Genomic DNA, 19,986 nt, shown 5'->3' with positions numbered 1-19,986 from the left:
CACACTGACGAGTGACAGATATTGAAATCTGTCACTCGTCATGCCATTCTTTTCTCATGACCACGAACGAGACCCACACCGCATCCCGAACCCTCGGCACCACCGGCCCCTCCGTCTTCCCGCTCGGCCTGGGCTGCATGGGCATGTCCGCGCTCTACGGCGAGGCCGACCGGGCCGAGTCGATCGCGACCATCCACGCCGCCCTGGACGCCGGGGTCACGCTGCTCGACACCGGCGACTTCTACGGCATGGGGCACAACGAACTCCTGATCAACGAAGCCTTGCGCACGGCGCCCGCCGCGGCCCGCGAGCAGGCGCTGACCAGCGTGAAGTTCGGCGCCCTGCGCACGGTCGAGGGCGGCTTCACCGGCTACGACGGCCGGCCCGCGGCCGTCAAGAACTTCCTGGCCTACTCCCTCCAGCGCCTCGGCCGGGACCACATCGACGTCTACCGGATCGCCCGCGTGGACCCGGACGTCCCGATCGAGGAGACGGTCGGCGCCATCGCCGAGGCCGTGGAGGCCGGGCACGTCCGGCACATCGGCCTCTCCGAGGTCGGCGCGGAGACCATGCGCCGGGCGGCCGCCGTCGCCCCGATCTCGGACCTCCAGATCGAGTACTCGCTGATCTCGCGCGGCATCGAGGAGGAGATCCTGCCGACCGCCCGCGAGCTGGGCATCGGCATCACGGCGTACGGGGTGCTGTCCCGAGGCCTGATCAGCGGCCATTTCAGCCGCGACCGGCAGCTGGCGCCCGGCGACTTCCGCGGGATGAGCCCCCGCTTCCAGGGCGAGAACCTCGACCGCAACCTCGACCTGGTCGACGCCCTGCGCAAGGTCGCCGAGGGCAGAGGCGTGAGCGTCGCCCAGACCGCCATCGCCTGGGTGCTCTCGCGCGGCGAGGACATCGTCCCGCTGGTCGGCGCCCGGCGCCGGGACCGGCTCGGCGAGGCACTGGGTGCCATCGATGTCGAGCTGAGCCCTGCCGACCTGGCCGCCATCGAGGAGGCGGTTCCCGCCGACGCGGCGGCCGGCGATCGGTACCCGCAGGCGCAGATGGCCCACCTCGACAGCGAGCACTGAACCGGCTGTACGGTCGTACTCATGCCCCCCGCTGCTGCCGAACCCCTGACTCCCGAGCGCATCCTCGAAACCACCGAGGACGTGCTGCGCCGCTTCGGCCCCACCAAGGCGACCGTGGTGGACGTGGCGCGCGCCCTCGGCGTCAGCCACGGCAGCGTGTACCGGCACTTCCCGTCGAAGGCGGCGCTGCGCGAGGCCGTCACGGACCGGTGGCTCGCCAAGAGCGTCGTGATGCTGGAGGAGATCACCTCGGCCCCCGCGAAGGCCGCCCCCTCCAAGCTGGAGGCGTGGCTGGAGGCCCTCTTCGAGGCCAAGCGCAAGAAGGCGGGCGTCGACCCCGAGCTGTTCGCGACGTACACGGTGCTGCTCGCCGAGAACAGCGGTGTGGTGGACCGGCATCTGACCGAGCTGATCGACCAGCTGGCCCGGATCATCGGCGAGGGGGTCGAGGCGGGGACCCTGGCCGCGCCCGACGTATCCGCCGCCGCCCGCGCGGTGTTCGACGCCACCGGCCGCTTCCACGACCCGCAGTACGTGGCCGACTGGCTCTCCCCGAGCATCATCGCGGAGTTCGAGGCGGTCACCGCGCTCGTCATCCGGGGTCTGCGCGCCTGACCCCGGCCCCCCCCTCGACACCGGCTCCGTCCACCCCGGCCCAGACTCCGGCCCGGGCCCCGACCGAGGCCCCGGCCGATACCCCGGACCAGGCCCCGCCCCGAGCCCCAACCGCCCTTGATCCAGCCACCGTTGATCCGGAATGGGTGATTCCGGCCTTACTTGGTGATCATTTGGGGCGGGGGGCCCTGTTGCGGGCCGCACACCTGCCCTACGTTCCCCCCGAACACACCCAACAGGCAATTCCTCAGGGGGAAGTATGTCCACTCCGGTACCCACGGTCGCCCGCCCGGCTCCACCCGCCCGTTCGGGCGGCGCGGCGGCGCTTGGCTGGATCCTGACCATCGGGCTCAACGTGGTCGCGCCGATCATCACGTACAACCAGCTCCACCATCACGGCTGGAGCGAGTTCAGCGCACTGCTGCTGAGCGGCGCGTGGCCCGTCCTCGACAGCGCCGTCCACGTGGCCTGGCGCCGCAAGGTCGACGAGTTCGCCGTCGTCACCCTGGTCTTCCTGGTGACCACGGCCGTCGTCTCGCTGATCGGCGCGCACTCGGCCCGGGCCCTGCTGATCAAGGACTCGTGCGTGACCGGGCTGTTCGGGGTGCTCTGTCTCGCCACCCTGCTCGCGCCGCGGCCTCTGATGTTCTACTTCGGCCGGAAGTTCGCCACGGACGGCACCCCCGAGAGCACGGCCTGGTGGAACGGCTTGTGGCAGTACGAGGGCTTCCGCCGGACGCTGACCGTGATGACCACGGTCTGGGGTGTGGCCTACCTGATCGAGGCCGGGGTGCGGGTCGCCCTGTCCCTCACGCTGGACACCGACACGATGGTGGTCGTCAGCCCGGTCATGATCTACGCGGTGCTCGGCATGCTGGGCGTGTGGACCGCCCTGTACGGCAAGCGTTCGCAGGCCGAGGGCGAGCGCCGGGCCGCCGAGGCGGCGGCCGCGGGGGCCTGACCGGCCCGCGGCGGGAGGTACGGCGGTGGCCCGGTGCGCAGTGCGCACCGGGCCACCGGTCGTTCACGGCCCCTGGGGGCGCAGGTCCTAGCAGCCGAGCAGACGGCTGCCGAGGTAGCTCTGGATCTGGTCCAGGGAGACGCGCTCCTGCTTCATGGTGTCGCGCTCGCGCACGGTCACCGCGTTGTCGTCCAGGGTGTCGAAGTCGACGGTGACGCAGAACGGCGTACCGATCTCGTCCTGGCGACGGTAGCGGCGGCCGATGGCGCCCGCGTCGTCGAACTCGATGTTCCAGTTCTTCCGCAGGTCGGCGGCGAGGCCCTTGGCCTTCGGCGACAGCTGCGGGTTGCGGGACAGCGGCAGGACGGCGACCTTGATGGGCGCCAGGCGCGGGTCGAGGCGCATCACGGTGCGCTTCTCCATGACGCCCTTGGCGTTGGGGGCCTCGTCCTCGTTGTACGCGTCGAGCATGAAGGCGAGCATGGCGCGGTTGACACCGGCCGCCGGCTCGATGACGTACGGGGTGTAGCGCTCGCCGGCCTCCTGGTCGAAGTACGTGAGGTCCTGGCCGGAGGCGGCGGAGTGGGCCTTGAGGTCGAAGTCGGTGCGGTTGGCCACGCCCTCGAGCTCGGAGAACTCATTGCCGCCGAAGTTGAAGCGGTACTCGATGTCGGCGGTGCGCTTCGAGTAGTGCGACAGCTTGTCCTTGGGGTGGTCGTACCAGCGGATGTTCTCCTCGCGGATGCCGAGGTCGCGGTACCAGTTCCACCGCTCCTGCATCCAGTACTCCTGCCACTGCTCGTCCTCGCCCGGCTTGACGAAGAACTCCATCTCCATCTGCTCGAACTCGCGGGTGCGGAAGATGAAGTTGCCCGGCGTGATCTCGTTGCGGAAGGACTTGCCCATCTGCGCGATGCCGAACGGGGGCTTCTTGCGCGAGGTGGTCTGCACCTGGGCGAAGTTGGTGAAGATGCCCTGGGCGGTCTCGGGGCGCAGGTACGCCTTGGAGCCGGTGTCCTGGGTCGGGCCGAGGTGCGTCTCCAGCATGCCGGAGAACTGCTTGGGCTCGGTGAACTGGCCCTTCACACCACAGTTGGGGCAGTTGATGTCGGCGAGACCATTGACGGGCGCACGGCCGTGCTTGGCCTCGTACGCCTCCTCCAGGTGGTCCGCGCGGTGACGCTTGTGGCAGGAGGTGCACTCGGTCAGCGGGTCGGAGAAGGTCGCCACGTGGCCGGAGGCAACCCAGACCTCGGGGGCCAGGATGACGGAGGAGTCGATGCCGACGATGTCCTCACGTCCGGTGACCATCGCCTTCCACCACTGGCGCTTGATGTTCTCCTTCAGCTCGACACCGAGCGGGCCGTAGTCCCAGGCGGCCTTGGAGCCGCCGTAGATCTCACTGGACGGGAAAACGAAGCCACGGCGCTTGCTCAGGCTGACGATGGTTTCGATCTTGTCGGCGGCCACGGTGCTCTCTTCATTACGAGGACGAACGGCGAATGCCTCAGGTTACCGGCGCCCGCACCCCCCCTTTCAAATCGGATCCCCTTGTACGGGCCTCCGGCGGTCCTCCCACCTGGGTTTTTGACAATCGTTTCCATCTTTGATGAAAATGGATGTCATGAACGTACGTCGCCTCATACCCACCGCAGCCCTCGCCGGAGCCGTCGCCCTCGGCGCCACGGCCCTCACCGCCTGCTCCGGAGCCGGCGCCGCCGGGGGCGGCAAGGACGGCAAGCTCGCCGTCACGGCGTCGTTCTACCCGATGCAGTTCCTGGCCGAGCAGATCGGCAAGGACCACGTGAAGGTCGACACCCTGACCAAGCCGGGCGTCGAACCGCACGACCTGGAGATCACCCCCAAGCAGACCGCCCAGCTCGGCGAGTCCGACGTGGTCCTCTACCTCAAGAGCCTGCAGCCCGCCGTCGACAAGGCCGTCGCCCAGTCCGGCGTGAAGAACGTCGTCGACGCCGCCACCCTCACCAAGCTCGAGGTCCACGGCGCCTCCGGCCACGACGACCACGCCCACGAGGGCGAGGGCGAAGCCGGCCACGAACACGGCCACGGCGAGGCCGGCCAGGACCCGCACGTCTGGCTCGACCCCGCCAAGTACGCGGAGATCGCCAAGGGCGTCGGCGCGGCCCTGGAGAAGGCCGACCCCGACCACGCCGCGGACTACGCGAAGAGCACCGACGAGCTCCTGGCCAAGCTGACCGCGCTGGACACCGAGTTCAAGGACGGCCTGACGAACACGGCCTCCAAGACCTTCATCACCACCCACTCCGCCTTCGGCTACCTCGCCGAGCGCTACGGCCTGGACCAGGAGGGCATCTCCGGGGTCGACCCCGAGTCCGAGCCCAGCCCGGCCCGGATGAAGGATCTCCAGGCCGTCGCGAAGAAGGACAATGTCACCACCGTGTTCTTCGAGACCCTGGCCAGCGACAAGACCGCCAAGACCCTCGCCCGGGACACCGGCCTGACCACCGACGTCCTCGACCCGCTCGAGGGAATCACCGACAAGTCCCAGGGCGCTGACTACTTCGAGGTCATGCGGTCCAACCTGAAGAACCTCCAGAAGGCGCTCGGAGCCAAGTGATGACAGCTGCAGCAACGGAGGCGCGAGCCATGCAGACCACGCCCCGACGGGCCGAGGACGAGTCCGTCATATCCCTGCGCGGGGCCACGGCCTCGCTCGGCTCGCGCCCCGTGCTGCGCGGGATCGACCTCACCGTCCGCCGCGGCGAGGTCGTCGCCCTGCTCGGCGCCAACGGCTCCGGCAAGTCCACCGCCGTCCGCGCCGTCGTCGGCCAGGTCCCGCTCTCCGGCGGCGAGCTGTCCCTCTTCGGCACCGACTTCAAGCGCTTCCGCGACTGGTCGCGCATCGGGTACGTCCCGCAGCGCACCACCGCCGCCAGCGGCGTCCCGGCCACCGTCCGCGAGGTCGTCTCCTCCGGCCGGCTCGCCCGCTCCCGCTTCGGGATCCTGCGCAAGGCCGACAAGGCCGCCGTCGAGCGCGCCCTGGCCCTCGTCGACATGGACGGGCACGCCGAAGCCTCCGTCAACGCCCTCTCCGGCGGCCAGCACCAGCGCGTGCTCATAGCCCGGGCACTCGCCGTCGAACCCGAACTCCTGATCATGGACGAGCCGATGGCGGGTGTGGACCTCGCCAACCAGGAGGTCCTCGCGAAGGCCCTGCGCGAGCAGGTCGCCGCCGGGTCCACCGTCCTGCTCGTCCTGCACGAGCTGGGCCCGCTGGAGCCGCTGATCGACCGGGCCGTCGTCCTGCGCGACGGCTGCGTCGTCCACGACGGCCCGCCGCCCGAGGCCGTCGGCCAGCACGCCCTCCCGGGCCACGACCACGTACACCCCCACGCGGCGCACGACGCCGAGCCCCTGCGGACGGGACTGCTGAGCTGATGGACCTCCTGAACTACGCCTTCATGCAGCGGGCGCTGATCGCGGCCGTGCTGGTGGGCCTCACGGCGCCCGCGATCGGCACGTACCTCGTCCAGCGCCGGCAGGCCGTCATGGGCGACGGCATCGGCCACGTGGCGATGACCGGCGTCGCCCTCGGCTTCCTGCTCAACACCAACCCGGTGTGGATGGCCAGCCTGGTCGCCGTCGTCGGCGCGGTCGGCATGGAGCTGATCCGCTCCCGCGGGAAGACCAGCGGCGACATCGCGCTCGCCATGCTCTTCTACGGCGGCCTGGCCGGCGGCGTCATGATCATCAACATGGCCGGAGGCTCCACCGCCAACCTGAGCAGCTATCTCTTCGGCGGCATCACCACCGTCGCGCCGGAGGACGTCACGGCCGCGGTGATCCTCACCGTTTTCGTCCTCACCGTCACCATCGGACTGCGCCGCCAGCTGTTCGCCATCAGCCAGGACGAGGAGTTCGCCCGGGTCACCGGTCTGCCGGTGCGCGCGCTGAACCTCCTGATGGCCGTCACGGCCGCCGTCACCGTCACCGTGGCGATGCGGATCGTGGGTCTGCTGCTGGTCAGCGCCATGATGGTGATCCCCGTCGCGGCCGCCCAGCGGGTCACCCGCGGGTTCAAGGCGACGCTCTCGCTGGCCATGGTGATCGGCGTCGCGGTCTCGCTGAGCGGCGTGAGCGCCACGTACTACCTGGACGCCCCGTCCGGCGCGGCGATCGTGCTGCTCGCCATCGCCGTCTTCGTCGTCATGACCGCGGTCTCGGCGCCGCTGGCCAGGCGCCGGGCGAAAGCGGCCCGTGCCGTCGCCGAAGAGGTCTGCACGCGCGACGACGTCAAGGTCTAGCGCGGGCGTCCGCCTGGCACAATGGCGGCAGGCCTACACGAGGAGGAACCGGTGGCGACTGCGCCTGGCGAGACGAATACCGCGCCAGTACGAGGACGATCCACCCGGCAGCGGGCCGCCGTGGCGGCGGCGCTGGACGAGGTGGACGAGTTCCGCAGCGCCCAGGAGCTGCACGACATGCTCAAGCACCGCGGCGACTCCGTGGGCCTGACCACCGTCTACCGCACCCTCCAGTCGCTCGCGGACGCCGGAGAGGTGGACGTGCTGCGCACCAGCGACGGCGAGTCCGTCTACCGGCGCTGCTCCACCGGGGACCACCACCACCACCTGGTCTGCCGCAAGTGCGGCAAGGCCGTCGAGGTGGAGGGCCCGGCGGTGGAGAAGTGGGCCGAGGCCATCGCGGCCGAGCACGGCTACGTGAACGTCGCCCACACCGTCGAGATCTTCGGCACCTGCGCCGACTGCGCGGCCGCGGGCTAGCGCCGCCAGTCCGCCACAGCTGCCGCGGCCTAGAGCCGGCGCAGGTTCCGGTCGAGGATCGCCCGCAGCCGGTCCACGTCGGCCGGGTCCTGGACCCCGCGCTTGGGCAGGACCGTCATGCCGATCGACTGCTTGTCGCCGCTCAGCATGACGAACGCCAGCTCGGTCTCCACGTACGAGGGCTGTGCGGTCCAGCCGATGCGGGTCTCCGTGTCCGCGGTGATCACCTGGACCCCGGTGTCCTCCACGACGGCCCGCGTCTCCCCCGCCCGCTCCAGCAGCGCTCCGAAGGCGCGCGCCTGGAGCCCGTGCAACAGCCTCGGCGTCAGGCCGAAGGACAGCGCACCCGCCACGAGCCCGACCGCGAGCGGCTGGAAGCCGTCGCGTACGAGCGTGACCAGCACGGCCAGGGCCAGGAAGAACGCGGCGAAGCAGACGTAGAGCCGGCGCCTGCGCCGCCCGGCCGGGGTCCGGCTGCTCCGGGCCCGGATCGCCTCGGCGAGATCCTCCGTCGTGGGACGGTAGACGAGCCGTACGGCCTCGCCCACCGCCGGTACCGCGTTCGTGTCCATGACAGCGGATCCTAGGCCCCGCCGCGGGTTCAGCCCGCGGAGCCCTCGGCCTGGTTCGGGACGGCGCCGCCGAAGCGGCGGTCGCGCTGGGCGTACTCCAGGCACGCCGCCCAGAGGTTGCGGCGGTCGAAGTCCGGCCACAGCACGTCCTGGAAGACCATCTCGGCGTACGCGCTCTGCCAGAGCAGGTAGTTGGAGGTGCGCTGCTCGCCGCTCGGCCGCAGGAACAGGTCCACGTCCGGCATGTCCGGGTAGTACATGTACTTCGCGAAGGTCTTCTCGTTGACCTTCGACGGGTCCAGCCGGCCCGACGCCACGTCCCGCGCGATCGCCTGCGCCGCGTCCGCGATCTCCGCGCGGCCACCGTAGTTGACGCAGAAGTACAGGGTCATCGCGTCGTTGTCGACGGTCTGCTCCTGCGCGATCTGGAGCTCCTGGACGACCGACTTCCACATCTTCGGCATACGGCCGACCCAGCGGATCCGGATGCCGAGTTCGTTCATCTCGTCGCGGCGGCGCCTGATCACGTCGCGGTTGAAGTTCATCAGGAAGCGCACCTCGTCGGGCGAGCGCTTCCAGTTCTCCGTCGAGAAGGCGTACAGGGAGAGGTTCTTGACGCCCATCTCCAGGCAGCCCTTGAGCACGTCGAGCACCACGCCCTCGCCCACCTTGTGACCCTCGGTGCGCGGCAGTCCGCGCTCCTTGGCCCAGCGGCCGTTGCCGTCCATGACGACCGCGACGTGGTTCGGGACGAGCTCGCCGGGGATCTTCGGCGGGCGCGCACCGGACGGGTGCGGCTCGGGAACCTTGTACTCCCGGCGAGAGCGTCCCAGAATCCCGCGTCGTGCCATGTGCCCAGCTCCTATTTCTCGACGTATCGCAGGGAGCGTAGCCCGCGCTCCAGATGCCAGTGCAAATAGGCCGAGACCAGCCCGCTGCCCTCCCGCACGTGACGCGCCTCGCAGGCGTCCGCGTGACCCCAGTCGCCCGTCAGCAGCGCGCTGAGCAGAGCGATGGCCTCCGACGAGGGTACGACGCTGCCGGGGACCCGGCAGTCTCCGCACACCACCCCGCCCGCGGCGACGGAGAAGTGCCGGTTGGGGCCGTGGATCCCGCACTTCGCGCAGTCCTCGAAGCTGGGCGCGTAGCCGTTGACGGCGAGGGAGCGCAGCAGGAAGGCGTCGAGGATGAGGTGCGGCTCGTGTTCGCCGCGCGAGAGGGTGCGCAGGGCGCCGACGAGCAGCAGGTACTGCTGCACCGAGGGCTCGCCCTCGTTCTCGGTGAAGCGTTCGGCGGTCTCCAGCATCGCGGTGCCGGCGGTGTAGCGGGCGTAGTCGGTGACGATGCCGTTGCCGTACGGGGCGATGATCTCGGTCTGGGTGCAGAGCGGCAGGCTGCGGCCGATCAGCTCGCTGCCCCGGGCGAAGAACTGCACGTCGGCGTGGGAGAAAGGTTCCAGCCCGGCGCCGAACTTGGACTTCGTACGCCGCACTCCGCGGGCGACGGCCCGCACTCGGCCGTGGCCCCGGGTGAGGAGCGTGATGATGCGGTCCGCCTCACCCAGCTTCTGGGTGCGCAGCACGATGCCGTCGTCGCGGAACAGACTCATGCGCCCATTGTCGCCTGTACGGGGACCCGCGCGGGGACAGCGAGAGCCCTCCGTCCGGACACGGGTCCGGGCGGAGGGCCGTCACCCCTTGGGAGGATCAGGAGGCGGGCGTCGCCGCGCCTTCGGTCTCGGGCTCGGCTTCGGTCGGGGCCGTCCCTTCGGTCTTGGTGGCGCCTTCCGCCTTGGTCCTGGCCGCGCCTTCCGCCCCGGCCGGCGCCGTCTCTTCGGCCGCCTTCTCCGTACCGTCCGAACCGTCCGTACCGTCCGGGCCGGCCGCCTGGGCGGGCAGCGCGATCTCGGGAGCGCCGTGCGCGCCGTCCTTGCCCAGGCCGTTGAAGATCAGGTTCAGCACGATCGCGGCCGTGGCTCCGAGCGTGACGCCGCTGTTGAGCAGCGAGGAGAGGTCCGCGTCCATGTGGTCCTTGAAGAGCACCGGGACGGTGGCGGGGAGCAGTGCGAAGGCCAGGGAGACGCCGACGACGAGCGCGTTCTTCTCCTCCTTGAGGTCGACCTTGGCCAGCGTCTGGATGCCCGCCAGGGCCACCATCGCGAACATCACCGTCGCCGCGCCGCCGAGCACTCCGTGCGGGACCGCGGCGACGATCGCGGCGGCCTTCGGGATCAGCCCGAGCACGATCATGAAGACGCCCGCGGCGACCACGACGAAGCGGCTCTTGACCTTGGTCATGCGGACCAGGCCGACGTTCTCTGCGAAGGCCACGTACGGGAAGGAGTTGAGGACGCCGCCGAGCGCGGTCGCGGCGCCGTCGGCGCGCAGGGCGCGGGCCACGGTCTCGCTGTCGATCTCCTTGCCGACGATGTCGCCGACGGCGTACGTGTCGCCGGTGGTCTCGACCATGGTGATCAGCATGACGATGAGCATCAGCAGGATCGGGAACCAGGCGAACTTCGGTGCTCCGTAGTGGAACGGGGTGGTGATGCCGATCCAGTCCGAGTTGCTCACGTCGCCGAACTTGGCGTCGCCGAGCAGGAAGGCGACGGCGGTACCGCCGACGAGGCCGAGCAGGATGGAGATGCTGGAGACGAAGGGCCTGCCGAGCTTCATCAGGACGAGGATGAAGAGCATCGTGCCGCCGGCGTAGGCGAAGTGCTTGGGGTCTCCGAAGTCGGGGCTGCCGACGCCGCCCGCGGCGTCGTTGAGCCCGACCGGGATCAGCACGATGCCGAGGACGGTGATGACCGTGCCGGTGACGACCGGCGGGAAGAGCCTCATGACCGTGCGGAAGGCCTTGGGGGGAAGCCAGGCGAAGGCGAAGGTGGCGATGCCGGCCGTGATGACCGCGCCGTAGATGACGAGCAGGCCGGCGGTTCCGCCGCCCGCCCCGAGGCCGATGGCGATCATCGGGGACACCGCGGTGAAGGTGACGCCCTGGATGAGCGGCAGCCGCGCGCCGATCCTCCCGATGCCCCACGCCTGGATGATCGAGGCTATGCCGCAGGTGAACAGGTCGGCGTTGATCAGGTAGACCAGCTGCTCGGTGGTGAGCCCGAGGGCGCCTCCGACGATGATCGGGACGATCACCGCGCCGGCGTAGAAGGCGAGTACGTGCTGGAAGCCGTACAGCGCGAGCTTGGGGAGGGGGAGCACCTCGTCGACCGGGTGCGTGCTCTGCTCTCCGTTGGCGGAAAGCCGGGCGGCGACACGTGCCATCTCTGCCTTGCCCTTCAATGAGGTAGGTAACGAGAGGAGATCTGGTTATCCCTGCTCGGAGTGGGTCGCTAACCCGTTGGTCCGTCAGGGTTGTCAGTGAGTTCACGTGAATCGAAGCCCCGCTGTGTTACCGGCGGCGTCTCGTCGTGTGACCGGAATTGAACGCCTGTGGGCGTGCTCACACATATCGTCGACTTCGACAAAGTGTTGACGTTCCGGGAGTCCCGATCTGGAGGTTCGCCCAATGGCGGGGTTCTCGACAGGGGAGTATGGCGGACCGGCCGCGGAAACGTCCAGGTTCGCTGCGCTCACGCGAAGCCCATGGGACATGACCTGGGCGTACGTCCTTTGCAGGCGTTCGGCGGGGCAAACCTAGACGCCTGATTCCAGCCATCTGGCTGGCCGGTACACCGATCACGGAGTGGCAGCCTCCGGCCTGTTGCACGGAGCGCGAGGGGCTTCGGTTCAGCCTCGCGAGGCCGGATCGTTACGTCGAACAAGGCCGTTCCGGCCGGTTTCGGATACAGCCGGGGCGGCTGGGACGGGCGGTATCGGCCACAGACGGTCACCGCCGACGAGAACGGCCCCGGACCGCTCCCGCGGCGGGAGGCGCGATCCGGGGCCGGCCGGCAGGGGCGGCGGGCCCTACGGCGCCCGGACCGCCGACAGCAGCCGGGACACCTCGTCCGCGCCCATCCGCAGCGCGGCGCCCACGGTGGCCAGCACCTCGCGCTCCGCCGGGATGTACGGCCCGTCGGCGAGGGCGATGCGCGCGCCCTGCAGCAGCAGCGAGGCCCGGCCCGGGCCGGCCAGGTGCGGGGCCAGGGGTTCCAGTGCCTCGTGGAGCTCTATCGACAGCGCGGCCCCGCGGCACTCCGGGCCGTCGTACAGGCCGAGCCGGCCCTCGTCCGCGGACAGGGCGTCCACCAGGGACTCCAGCTGCTCCTGCGTGCAGTCCTGGAACCCTGCGGCCCGTACGGCCGCCACGGCGGCCTCCAGGGCGCTGTGCGAGGCGGTCCCGCCCGCCGCCAGCACGGCCAGCGTCACCGTGTGCACGGCGTCGCGGAGCATCGAGGAGAAGCGGGTGGTCGTCAGGTGGTCCAGCACGTCGGTGTCGAAGCGCTCCCGGCAGGCCTGGCATTCGACGACGGGCCCGGCCTGTCCGCGCGGCAGCAGCGGCACCCCGAGGACGGCGAACCTGCGGCGGCCGGTGCGCCGGCGGTAGTTGCGGTCACCGCCGCAGCCGGGGCAGAAGAACTCCCCGTCGCCCACGGTGCTCCAGGTGGTACGGATGCCCCAGACCGTCAGCTTCCGGCCGTCCCCACCCCGAACTGGCAGCACGTCCCACCTCCGTTACCTTCCGGCAACATCGCCGGTTGGCGTGATGTTAGCCACATCGGTGAGGATGCGTCAGTCGTGTGACAAGACAACCTCCCGGCGGATCTTGGACTTGGCCGGTCTGCGTCCCCGCCCGCCCCCGCGTTTTTCCCTACGCTCGGCGGCGTGGAAAACGCATCCTGTCTGGTGACCGGCGCGGCGAGCGGCATCGGCCGGGCCACGGCCCTGCTGCTGGCCCGCTCCGGGGCCCGGGTGACCGCGGCCGACATCAACGCCCCCGGGGTCGAGGCCCTGCGTGCGGAGCTGGCCGCCGAGGGGTTCGGCATCACCGCCGTGGCCGGTGACGTGGCCGATCCGGACGCCAACCGCGCGATGGTCGCCGCCGCGGTCGGCGCGTACGGAAGGCTCGACGTCGCCGTGGCGAACGCCGGGGTACTCCCTCTTTCGGATGTACGGGAGACCACCCCGCAGGACTGGGACCACGTCATGGCGGTCGACGGCCGGGGCATGTTCCTCACCTGCAAGTACGCCATCGAGGCGATGACCGGCCAGAGCCCGCCCGGCGGGGCGCTGGTCTGCGTGTCCTCGATCTCGGGGGTGGCCGGGCAGGCCCGGCAGGCGGCGTACGGCCCGGCGAAGTTCGTGGCGTCGGGTCTGACCAAGCACCTCGCGGTGGAGTGGGCCGCACACGGGATCCGCGTCAACGCCGTGGCCCCCGGCACCATCCGTACGGAGCGGGTGCTGGCCCTGCGCGACGAGCCCGGCGGGCCGGAGTACCTGGCGGAGATCGCCGGGGCCCACCCGATGGGCCGCCTCGGCGAGCCGGAGGAGGTGGCCCGCGCGATCGCCTTCCTGGCCTCGGACGCGGCGTCCTTCATCACCGGCGCGATCCTCCCGGTGGACGGCGGCTACCTGGCGCGCTGAGCGCGGACGGCGCAAACGGCGGAACCCCGCCCCTCCCGAGGGAGGTGCGGGGTTCCGCGGTTCACGGCGCCGACGGGTCAGCGGCCCGCGCGGTTGACGGCGGAGATGACCGCCTTCAGGGAGGCGCGGGTGGTGTTGGCGTCGATGCCGATGCCCCACAGGACGCGGCCGTCGATGGCGCACTCGATGTACGAGGCCGCCACGGCCGAGGCGCCCTCGCTCATGGTGTGCTCGGTGTAGTCCAGCAGGCGGGCGTCCACGCCGATGCCGGCCAGCGCGTCGAAGAAGGCCGAGATCGGGCCGTTGCCGGTGCCGTCCAGCACGGTGTCCGCGCCGTCCACGACCGCCTCGACGGTCAGCGTGTCCGTGCCGTCCTTGTCGGTGGTGGTCTGGCCGGAGCGCAGCTGGATGCGGCCCCACGGGTTCTCGGGGTTGGGCAGGTACTCGTCCGAGAACACGTCCCAGATCGCCTTCGGCGTGACCTCGCCGCCCTCGGCGTCGGTCTTGGCCTGGATGATCCGGGAGAACTCGATCTGCATGCGGCGCGGCAGGTCCAGCTTGTGGTCGTTCTTCAGGACGTAGGCGATACCGCCCTTGCCGGACTGCGAGTTGACGCGGATGACCGCCTCGTAGGAACGGCCGACGTCCTTGGGGTCGATGGGCAGGTACGGGACCGCCCACTCGATGTCGTCGACGGTCTTGCCGGCGGCGGCCGCGTCGGCCTCCATGGCGTCGAAGCCCTTCTTGATGGCGTCCTGGTGGGAGCCGGAGAAGGCGGTGTAGACCAGGTCGCCCGCGTAGGGGTGGCGCGGGTGGACCTCCATCTGGTTGCAGTACTCGCTCGTGCGACGGATCTCGTCGATCTGCGAGAAGTCGATCTGCGGGTCGATGCCCTGGGAGAACAGGTTCATCCCCAGGGTGATCAGGTCGACGTTGCCGGTGCGCTCGCCCTGCCCGAACAGGCAGCCCTCGATGCGGTCGGCGCCGGCCATCAGCGCCAGTTCGGCGGCGGCGACGGCGGTGCCGCGGTCGTTGTGCGGGTGCACGGAGATGCAGATGTGCTCGCGGCGGGTCAGGTTGCGGGCCATCCACTCGAAGCGGTCCGCGTGCGTGGACGGCGTCGAACGCTCCACGGTGGCGGGCAGGTTCAGGATGATCTCGCGGCCCTCGGCCGGCTGCCAGACGTCACAGACGGCCTCGCAGACCTCCAGGGCGAAGTCCAGCTCGGTGTCGGTGAAGATCTCCGGGCTGTACTGGTAGCCGAAGACGGTCTCGGGGCCCAGCAGCTTCTCGGCGTACTCCATGACCAGGCGGGTGCCGTCGACGGCGATCTGCTTGATCTGCTCCTTGGAGCCGCGGAAGACGACCCGGCGGAAGGTCGGGGCGGTCGCGTTGTACAGGTGGACGGTGGCGCGCTTGGCGCCGACCAGGGACTCCACGGTCCGCTCGATCAGGTCCTCGCGGGCCTGGGTCAGTACGGAGATGGTGACGTCGTCCGGGATCGCGCCCTCTTCGATGATGGAGCGCACGAAGTTGAAGTCGGTCTCGCCGGAGGAGGGGAAGCCGACCTCGATCTCCTTGTAGCCCATGCGCACCAGCAGGTCGAACATCTCGCGCTTGCGGGCGGGGGTCATCGGGTCGATCAGCGACTGGTTGCCGTCGCGCAGGTCGGTGGACAGCCAGCGCGGAGCCTTGGTGACGCGGGCGTCCGGCCAGGTGCGGTCCGGGATCTCGACCTGCTCGTAGAAGCCGTACTTGTGGATCGGCATCCCGGAGGGCTGCTGGGTGTGGGTCGCGTTCGTGATGGGCGTGGGGCGACCGACAAAAGGCTGCTGGCTCATGGCGTTGGGCTCCTCGCGTGTCCGCGTGTAGTTCGCTGGGACGGCCGACGGGCGGTCGTAAAAACCGCAACACCAAACTCCGCGGGGAGGGGGCCGGCCTACGACTACAGACCCTCGCCGCGGCAGCTAAGGAGAAGCAGCCCGAAACGCATGATGGGCCGAGCCTAACCGAGCCGCCCCGTATCGCGAGGACCTGTTTCAGTATGCAAGACCTCGGGGTCCGATTTGCACCCTATGTGAGCTATGACTCTTCTTTTACGGTCGGACCGGCGCGAGGTCCGGGTGATCCGTCAACGCGGCGCGACGGCTTTCAGACAACCGAATGAATCATGGTTGCAGCTAGTGACACCGGCATAACGCACTGCCACATTGCCGGGATGGATGCCTCTCACCAGCACGCCCACCCCGTCTTCTGCACGGTGGTACCTCCCCATCTCCTCGACAAGATCGCCCAGTCCGAGGACACCCGCCGTGCCGACACCGCGCAGCGCACCCTCGAACGGGACTCCCTGCTGCGTACGCGTCGACGGGTCACCACCGTCAGGGGGATCGCCCCCGCACTGGGCGCACCCGTGACCGATGAACCGCGCCGGACGATCTACGACGCGCTGCACCGCACCCGGCTGCCCGGGAAGAAGGTCCGCGGGGAGGGCGACGCTGCGACCAAGGACGCCACCGTCAATCGCGCGTACGCCGGTCTGGGGGCCACGTACGAACTCTTCCTCAAGGGCTTCGGCCGGCACTCGATCGACGACTCCGGACTGGCGCTGGACGCGAGCGTCCACTACGGCGAGGACTACAACAACGCCTTCTGGGACGGCCGCCAGATGGTCTTCGGCGACGGGGACGGGGACCTCTTCCTGGACTTCACCGTGTCGGTGGACGTCATCGGACACGAGCTGACCCACGGAGTGACCCAGTACACGGCCAACCTGGAGTACCGCGGCCAGTCGGGCGCCCTGAACGAGTCGATGTCGGACGTCTTCGGCTCGCTGATCAAGCAGTACTCGCTGGAGCAGACGGCGGAGCAGGCGGACTGGCTCATCGGGGCCGGACTGCTGGGCCCCGCTGTCAGCGGGGTCGCGCTGCGCTCGATGAAGGCGCCGGGCACGGCGTACGACGACGACGAGCTCGGCAAGGACCCGCAGCCGGCGACGATGGACGACTACGTGCAGACGCACAGCGACAACGGCGGTGTGCACATCAACTCCGGCATCCCGAACCACGCCTTCTACATCGTGGCCACCGAGCTGGGCGGCAAGGCCTGGGAGCGGGCGGGCCGGATCTGGTACGACACCCTGACCGGCGGCGAGCTCGCCGCGGACGCGGAGTTCGCGGACTTCGCCCGGCTCACGACGGCCGCGGCCGTCGCCCGGTACGGGGACGGGGGCGCGGAGCACCAGGCGCTCCAGAAGGCCTGGTCGGCGGTGGGCCTCGGATAGCGCCCACGGGCCGGGGTAGAGAGCCGGGCATGCGGATTCAGGTGGTACGGACGGGCGGTTTCGCGGGCATCGAACGGCGGGCCGAGGTGGACACCTCGGGCCTGCCCGACGAGGAAGAGTGGCAGGCGCTGGCCCAGCTGGCGCTGCGGCCCGCCCCGCCGGGGCGCGGAGCGGACCGGGTGCGGGACGGATTCTCGTACCGGATCACCGTGGACGGGCGGACGGTGTGCTGCGCGGAGCCGGACCTGTCGTCGGCGCAGCGCAGCCTGATCTCGCGGGTGCTGAAGGAGGGCGCGTGAGGGCCGGGTGACGCCCGCGCGCAAAGGGGGTGCGCCGGGAGCTGCCGTCTTGCTTGGATTGCCGCATGACGACGACCATCTTGGCTGCCCTTGAGCGGTACTACGACTCCGCTCCCCGGGCGGGTGGCGCCCGGGCCGAGGACTTCGGGCCGCTGACCCTGTTCGTGCAGGAGGGCGCGGGCTGGCCGTACTACGCGCGGCCCGCGCTCGGCGGTCCCGAGGCCTCCGTCGCCGATGTGCGGCGGGTCCTGGCCCGCCAGCGCGAGCTGGACATACCCGAGGCGTTCGAATGGGTGGCCGAAAACAGCCCCTCCCTGCGGGGTGCGGTGGAAGAGGCGGGGCTGCACGTCCACGCCCACCCGCTGATGGTGCTGGACGCGGCGAAGACCCTCCCGCCGCATCCGGAGGTACGGGCCCTCGGCGCGGGCGACCCGCTGCTGGCGGCGTCCGTGACGGTGCCGATGCTGGCGTTCGCGGCGCCCGGGACCGCCCCGGGCGAGGCCGGGGCGGCGGAGCTGGCCGCGGCACTGACGGACCCGGCGGTGGAACCGCGCCGGGCACGGGTGTCCGGGATGCTCGCGTCGGGCCGCACGGGGATGGCCGCGGCCGTACGGGACGGGGTGGTCCTCTGCTCGGGACAGTACAACCCGGTCGGCGACGTGGCGGAGGTCGTCGGGGTCGGCACCCTCCCGGCCGCGCGACGGCAGGGCCTGGCCCTCGGCGTGACGGCGGCCCTGATCGCGCAGGCCCTGGCGGGCGGCGCCCGGACGGTGTTCCTCTCGGCCGGGGACGAGGACGTGGCCCGGATCTACGGCCGGGCCGGCTTCCGCCGGGTGGGAACGGCCCTGATCGCGGAGCCGCCGCAGACCGGGGCCTAGGAGGCCGAGGTGGCCTGGGCGGAGCGGGACCTGGGGATCCGCTTCCCGGCCGGGTGCCGGACGTACCGGAGGTGCCCGCCGGAGGTCGGCGCGGCGTTTTGCCGGAACGGCAAGAGTCTTTGGCGGTACGCGGGGCGCGGGCGGAGCATCGGCGGTACAGCCAGCCGGCACCCGCCGCCGTCGAGGAAGAGGCCCCGATGTCCGACCAGCAGCACCAGCCCGCCCCCGCGCACGCCCAGGCCCACACCCAGGCCCACGCCCACGCGCGGCCCCAAGCGCCCGAGCCCGGAGTCACCGGCGAGGAGTTCTGGGACGGCCGCTACCGGGAGAGCGACCGGATCTGGAGCGGCGAGGCCAACGCCGCCCTGGTCCGCGAGACCGCCGGCCTCGCCCCCGGCCGGGCCCTCGACCTCGGCTGTGGCGAGGGCGGCGACACCGTCTGGCTGGCCCGGCAGGGCTGGCGGGTCACCGGGACCGACATCTCCGGGGTGGCGCTGGAGCGGGCGGCCGCGCACGCGGCGGACGCCGGGGTCGGCGACCGGGTGGAGTGGCAGCGGCACGACTTCGCGCAGTCGTTCCCGGCCGGGGAGTACGACCTCGTCTCCGCCTGCTTCCTGCACTCGTACGGGGACTTCCCGCGCGCGCGGATCCTGCGCCGGGCCGCCGCCGCCGTGGCCCCCGGCGGGATCTTGCTGGTCGTCGGCCACGCGGGCTGGGCCCCCTGGCAGGAGGCGCCGGTCCCGGGGGTGGAGTTCCCGACCCCCGAGGAGGTCGTCGAGCAGCTGGAGCTCCCCGAGGGCACGTGGGAGGTGCTGCTGGCGGAGGAACACGAACGGGTCCAGAACCAGCCTGACGGCCGGCCCGGGACCCGGACGGACAACGCGGTGAAGGTGCGCCGACTGGGCGAGGCCGCCTAGGCCGCACCCAGGAGGCCGCGCCGGGCCGGGCCGTGGGGCCCGCCGCGCGGCCGGGGGATCAGAAGCCCAGCTTGCGCAGCTGCTTGGGGTCGCGCTGCCAGTCCTTGGCGACCTTCACGTGCAGGTCGAGGAAGACCGGCGTGCCGAGCAGGGCCTCGATGTGCTTGCGCGACTTCATCCCGACCTCCTTGAGGCGGGAGCCCTTCGGGCCGATGATGATGCCCTTCTGGCTGGGGCGCTCGATGTAGACGTTCGCGTGGATGTCGAGCAGCGGCCGGTCCGCCGGGCGGTTCTCCCGGGGGATCATCTCCTCGACCACGACGGCGATGGAGTGCGGGAGCTCGTCCCGTACGCCTTCCAGCGCGGCCTCGCGGATCAGCTCCGCGACCATCACCATCTCGGGCTCGTCGGTGAGGTCGCCCTCCGGGTACAGCGGCGGGCTCTCCGGCAGCAGCGGCGCGATCAGGTCGGCCAGCAGCTGGACCTGGCTGTCGCCGACCGCCGAGACGGGGACGATCTCGGCCCACTCGAAGCCCAGCTCGGCACCGAGCTGGTGGACGGCGAGCAGCTGCTCGGCCAGCGCCTTGGACTCGACCAGGTCGGTCTTGGTGATGATGGCGATCTTGGGGGTCTTCTTGATCCCCGCGAGCTCCTTCGCGATGAACTTGTCACCGGGGCCGAGCTTCTGGTCGGCCGGCAGGCAGAAGCCGATGACGTCGACCTCGGACCAGGTGGTCCGGACGACGTCGTTCAGGCGCTCGCCGAGCAGGGTGCGCGGCTTGTGCAGGCCGGGGGTGTCGACCAGTACGAGCTGGGCGTCCGGGCGGTGCACGATGCCGCGGACCGTGTGGCGGGTGGTCTGCGGCCGGTTGGAGGTGATCGCGACCTTGGTGCCCACGAGCGCGTTGGTCAGGGTCGACTTACCCGCGTTGGGGCGGCCGACGAAGCATGCGAAGCCCGCGCGGTGCGGGGCGGTGGGCTCGGGGGAACGATCGCTCATACGGGCCATTCTCCCCGATGCGGGTCCCAGCGCCGACCAGGCCGCGGCCAGGAGGACCGAAGCGGCCGCG

20 protein-coding genes are annotated in these 19,986 nt (G+C 70.8%); 12 read left to right on the top strand and 8 right to left on the bottom strand.

The genetic code is table 11. The features are described from left to right. The first annotated feature begins 56 nt into the window (after positions 1–56). The 3 genes from ACZ4TG_RS13030 to ACZ4TG_RS13020 all read left to right on the top strand — a co-directional run bounded on the left by ACZ4TG_RS13030 (position 57) and on the right by ACZ4TG_RS13020 (position 2,658). Complete coding sequence (locus ACZ4TG_RS13030; protein WP_468162014.1) at positions 57–1,082, top strand: aldo/keto reductase; 1,026 nt, start codon at positions 57–59, stop codon at positions 1,080–1,082. 21 nt (positions 1,083–1,103) lie between these two features. Further along, positions 1,104–1,697, top strand: coding sequence for a TetR/AcrR family transcriptional regulator (locus tag ACZ4TG_RS13025; RefSeq protein ID WP_468162013.1), 594 nt, complete (start codon positions 1,104–1,106; stop codon positions 1,695–1,697). A 259-nt stretch (positions 1,698–1,956) separates the two neighbouring features. Next, positions 1,957–2,658, top strand: coding sequence for a VC0807 family protein (locus ACZ4TG_RS13020; RefSeq protein ID WP_468162012.1), 702 nt, complete (start codon positions 1,957–1,959; stop codon positions 2,656–2,658). 87 nt (positions 2,659–2,745) lie between these two features. On the opposite strand, the gene ACZ4TG_RS13015 is transcribed toward ACZ4TG_RS13020, so the two are convergent. Further along, a complete protein-coding gene (locus tag ACZ4TG_RS13015) occupies positions 2,746–4,128 on the bottom strand; it encodes a glycine--tRNA ligase (RefSeq protein WP_468162011.1) in 1,383 nt (460 codons plus the stop codon). A gap of 154 nt (positions 4,129–4,282) precedes the next feature. Here ACZ4TG_RS13015 and ACZ4TG_RS13010 point away from each other — a divergent pair, with 154 nt between their 5' ends. From ACZ4TG_RS13010 to ACZ4TG_RS12995, 4 genes are read left to right on the top strand one after another with little or no spacing between them, the layout of a single operon-like run. Beyond that, a complete protein-coding gene (locus ACZ4TG_RS13010) occupies positions 4,283–5,257 on the top strand; it encodes a metal ABC transporter substrate-binding protein (RefSeq protein WP_468162010.1) in 975 nt (324 codons plus the stop codon). A 29-nt stretch (positions 5,258–5,286) separates the two neighbouring features. After that, positions 5,287–6,078, top strand: coding sequence for a metal ABC transporter ATP-binding protein (locus tag ACZ4TG_RS13005; RefSeq protein ID WP_468162118.1), 792 nt, complete (start codon positions 5,287–5,289; stop codon positions 6,076–6,078). Then, positions 6,078–6,944, top strand: coding sequence for a metal ABC transporter permease (locus ACZ4TG_RS13000; RefSeq protein WP_468162009.1), 867 nt, complete (start codon positions 6,078–6,080; stop codon positions 6,942–6,944). The genes ACZ4TG_RS13005 and ACZ4TG_RS13000 overlap by 1 nt, the downstream gene beginning before the upstream one ends. A gap of 51 nt (positions 6,945–6,995) precedes the next feature. After that, the gene (locus ACZ4TG_RS12995) at positions 6,996–7,424 is read left to right on the top strand and encodes a Fur family transcriptional regulator (RefSeq protein WP_468162008.1); all 429 of its coding nucleotides are present in this window, start codon (positions 6,996–6,998) and stop codon (positions 7,422–7,424) included. Positions 7,425–7,453: 29 nt separating this feature from the next. Here the strand turns inward: ACZ4TG_RS12995 and ACZ4TG_RS12990 are convergent, their stop codons facing one another. The 5 genes from ACZ4TG_RS12990 to ACZ4TG_RS12970 form a co-directional block, all read right to left on the bottom strand. Beyond that, a complete protein-coding gene (locus tag ACZ4TG_RS12990; protein WP_468162007.1) occupies positions 7,454–7,996 on the bottom strand; it encodes a YcxB family protein in 543 nt (180 codons plus the stop codon). Between the two features lie 29 nt (positions 7,997–8,025). After that, positions 8,026–8,847: an isoprenyl transferase gene (locus ACZ4TG_RS12985; RefSeq protein WP_468162006.1), complete on the bottom strand. Its 822-nt coding sequence runs from the start codon at positions 8,845–8,847 to the stop codon at positions 8,026–8,028. A gap of 11 nt (positions 8,848–8,858) precedes the next feature. Beyond that, complete coding sequence (gene recO / locus ACZ4TG_RS12980; RefSeq protein ID WP_468162005.1) at positions 8,859–9,605, bottom strand: DNA repair protein RecO; 747 nt, start codon at positions 9,603–9,605, stop codon at positions 8,859–8,861. A gap of 97 nt (positions 9,606–9,702) precedes the next feature. Further along, positions 9,703–11,277, bottom strand: coding sequence for a nucleobase:cation symporter-2 family protein (locus tag ACZ4TG_RS12975; protein WP_468162004.1), 1,575 nt, complete (start codon positions 11,275–11,277; stop codon positions 9,703–9,705). Between the two features lie 645 nt (positions 11,278–11,922). Beyond that, positions 11,923–12,618, bottom strand: coding sequence for a tellurite resistance TerB family protein (locus ACZ4TG_RS12970; RefSeq protein WP_468162003.1), 696 nt, complete (start codon positions 12,616–12,618; stop codon positions 11,923–11,925). 162 nt (positions 12,619–12,780) lie between these two features. On the opposite strand from ACZ4TG_RS12970, the gene ACZ4TG_RS12965 reads away from it, so the two are divergent. Continuing rightward, the gene (locus ACZ4TG_RS12965; protein WP_468162002.1) at positions 12,781–13,539 is read left to right on the top strand and encodes an SDR family NAD(P)-dependent oxidoreductase; all 759 of its coding nucleotides are present in this window, start codon (positions 12,781–12,783) and stop codon (positions 13,537–13,539) included. Between the two features lie 77 nt (positions 13,540–13,616). Here the strand turns inward: ACZ4TG_RS12965 and leuA are convergent, their stop codons facing one another. Next, positions 13,617–15,380 carry a 2-isopropylmalate synthase gene (gene leuA / locus ACZ4TG_RS12960; protein WP_468162001.1) on the bottom strand — a complete coding sequence of 588 codons (1,764 nt, stop codon included), beginning with the start codon at positions 15,378–15,380 and terminating at the stop codon, positions 13,617–13,619. 377 nt (positions 15,381–15,757) lie between these two features. On the opposite strand from leuA, the gene ACZ4TG_RS12955 reads away from it, so the two are divergent. From ACZ4TG_RS12955 to ACZ4TG_RS12940, 4 genes are all read left to right on the top strand, one after another. Continuing rightward, entirely contained in the window at positions 15,758–16,822 is a 1,065-nt protein-coding gene (locus ACZ4TG_RS12955) for a M4 family metallopeptidase (protein WP_468162000.1), read from the top strand. 29 nt (positions 16,823–16,851) lie between these two features. After that, positions 16,852–17,121: a protealysin inhibitor emfourin gene (locus ACZ4TG_RS12950; RefSeq protein WP_468161999.1), complete on the top strand. Its 270-nt coding sequence runs from the start codon at positions 16,852–16,854 to the stop codon at positions 17,119–17,121. Between the two features lie 65 nt (positions 17,122–17,186). Continuing rightward, complete coding sequence (locus tag ACZ4TG_RS12945; protein WP_468161998.1) at positions 17,187–17,999, top strand: GNAT family N-acetyltransferase; 813 nt, start codon at positions 17,187–17,189, stop codon at positions 17,997–17,999. Between the two features lie 197 nt (positions 18,000–18,196). Further along, entirely contained in the window at positions 18,197–18,916 is a 720-nt protein-coding gene (locus ACZ4TG_RS12940) for an SAM-dependent methyltransferase (protein ID WP_468161997.1), read from the top strand. Between the two features lie 58 nt (positions 18,917–18,974). On the opposite strand, the gene era is transcribed toward ACZ4TG_RS12940, so the two are convergent. Continuing rightward, positions 18,975–19,925, bottom strand: a complete 951-nt coding sequence (era, locus tag ACZ4TG_RS12935; RefSeq protein WP_468162117.1) for a GTPase Era — start codon at positions 19,923–19,925, stop codon at positions 18,975–18,977. Positions 19,926–19,986 lie beyond the last annotated feature (61 nt).

The sequence above is a fragment of the Streptomyces sp. NPDC028314 genome, from assembly GCF_055565795.1.
This window is presented reverse-complemented; position numbering and strand designations above follow the sequence as displayed.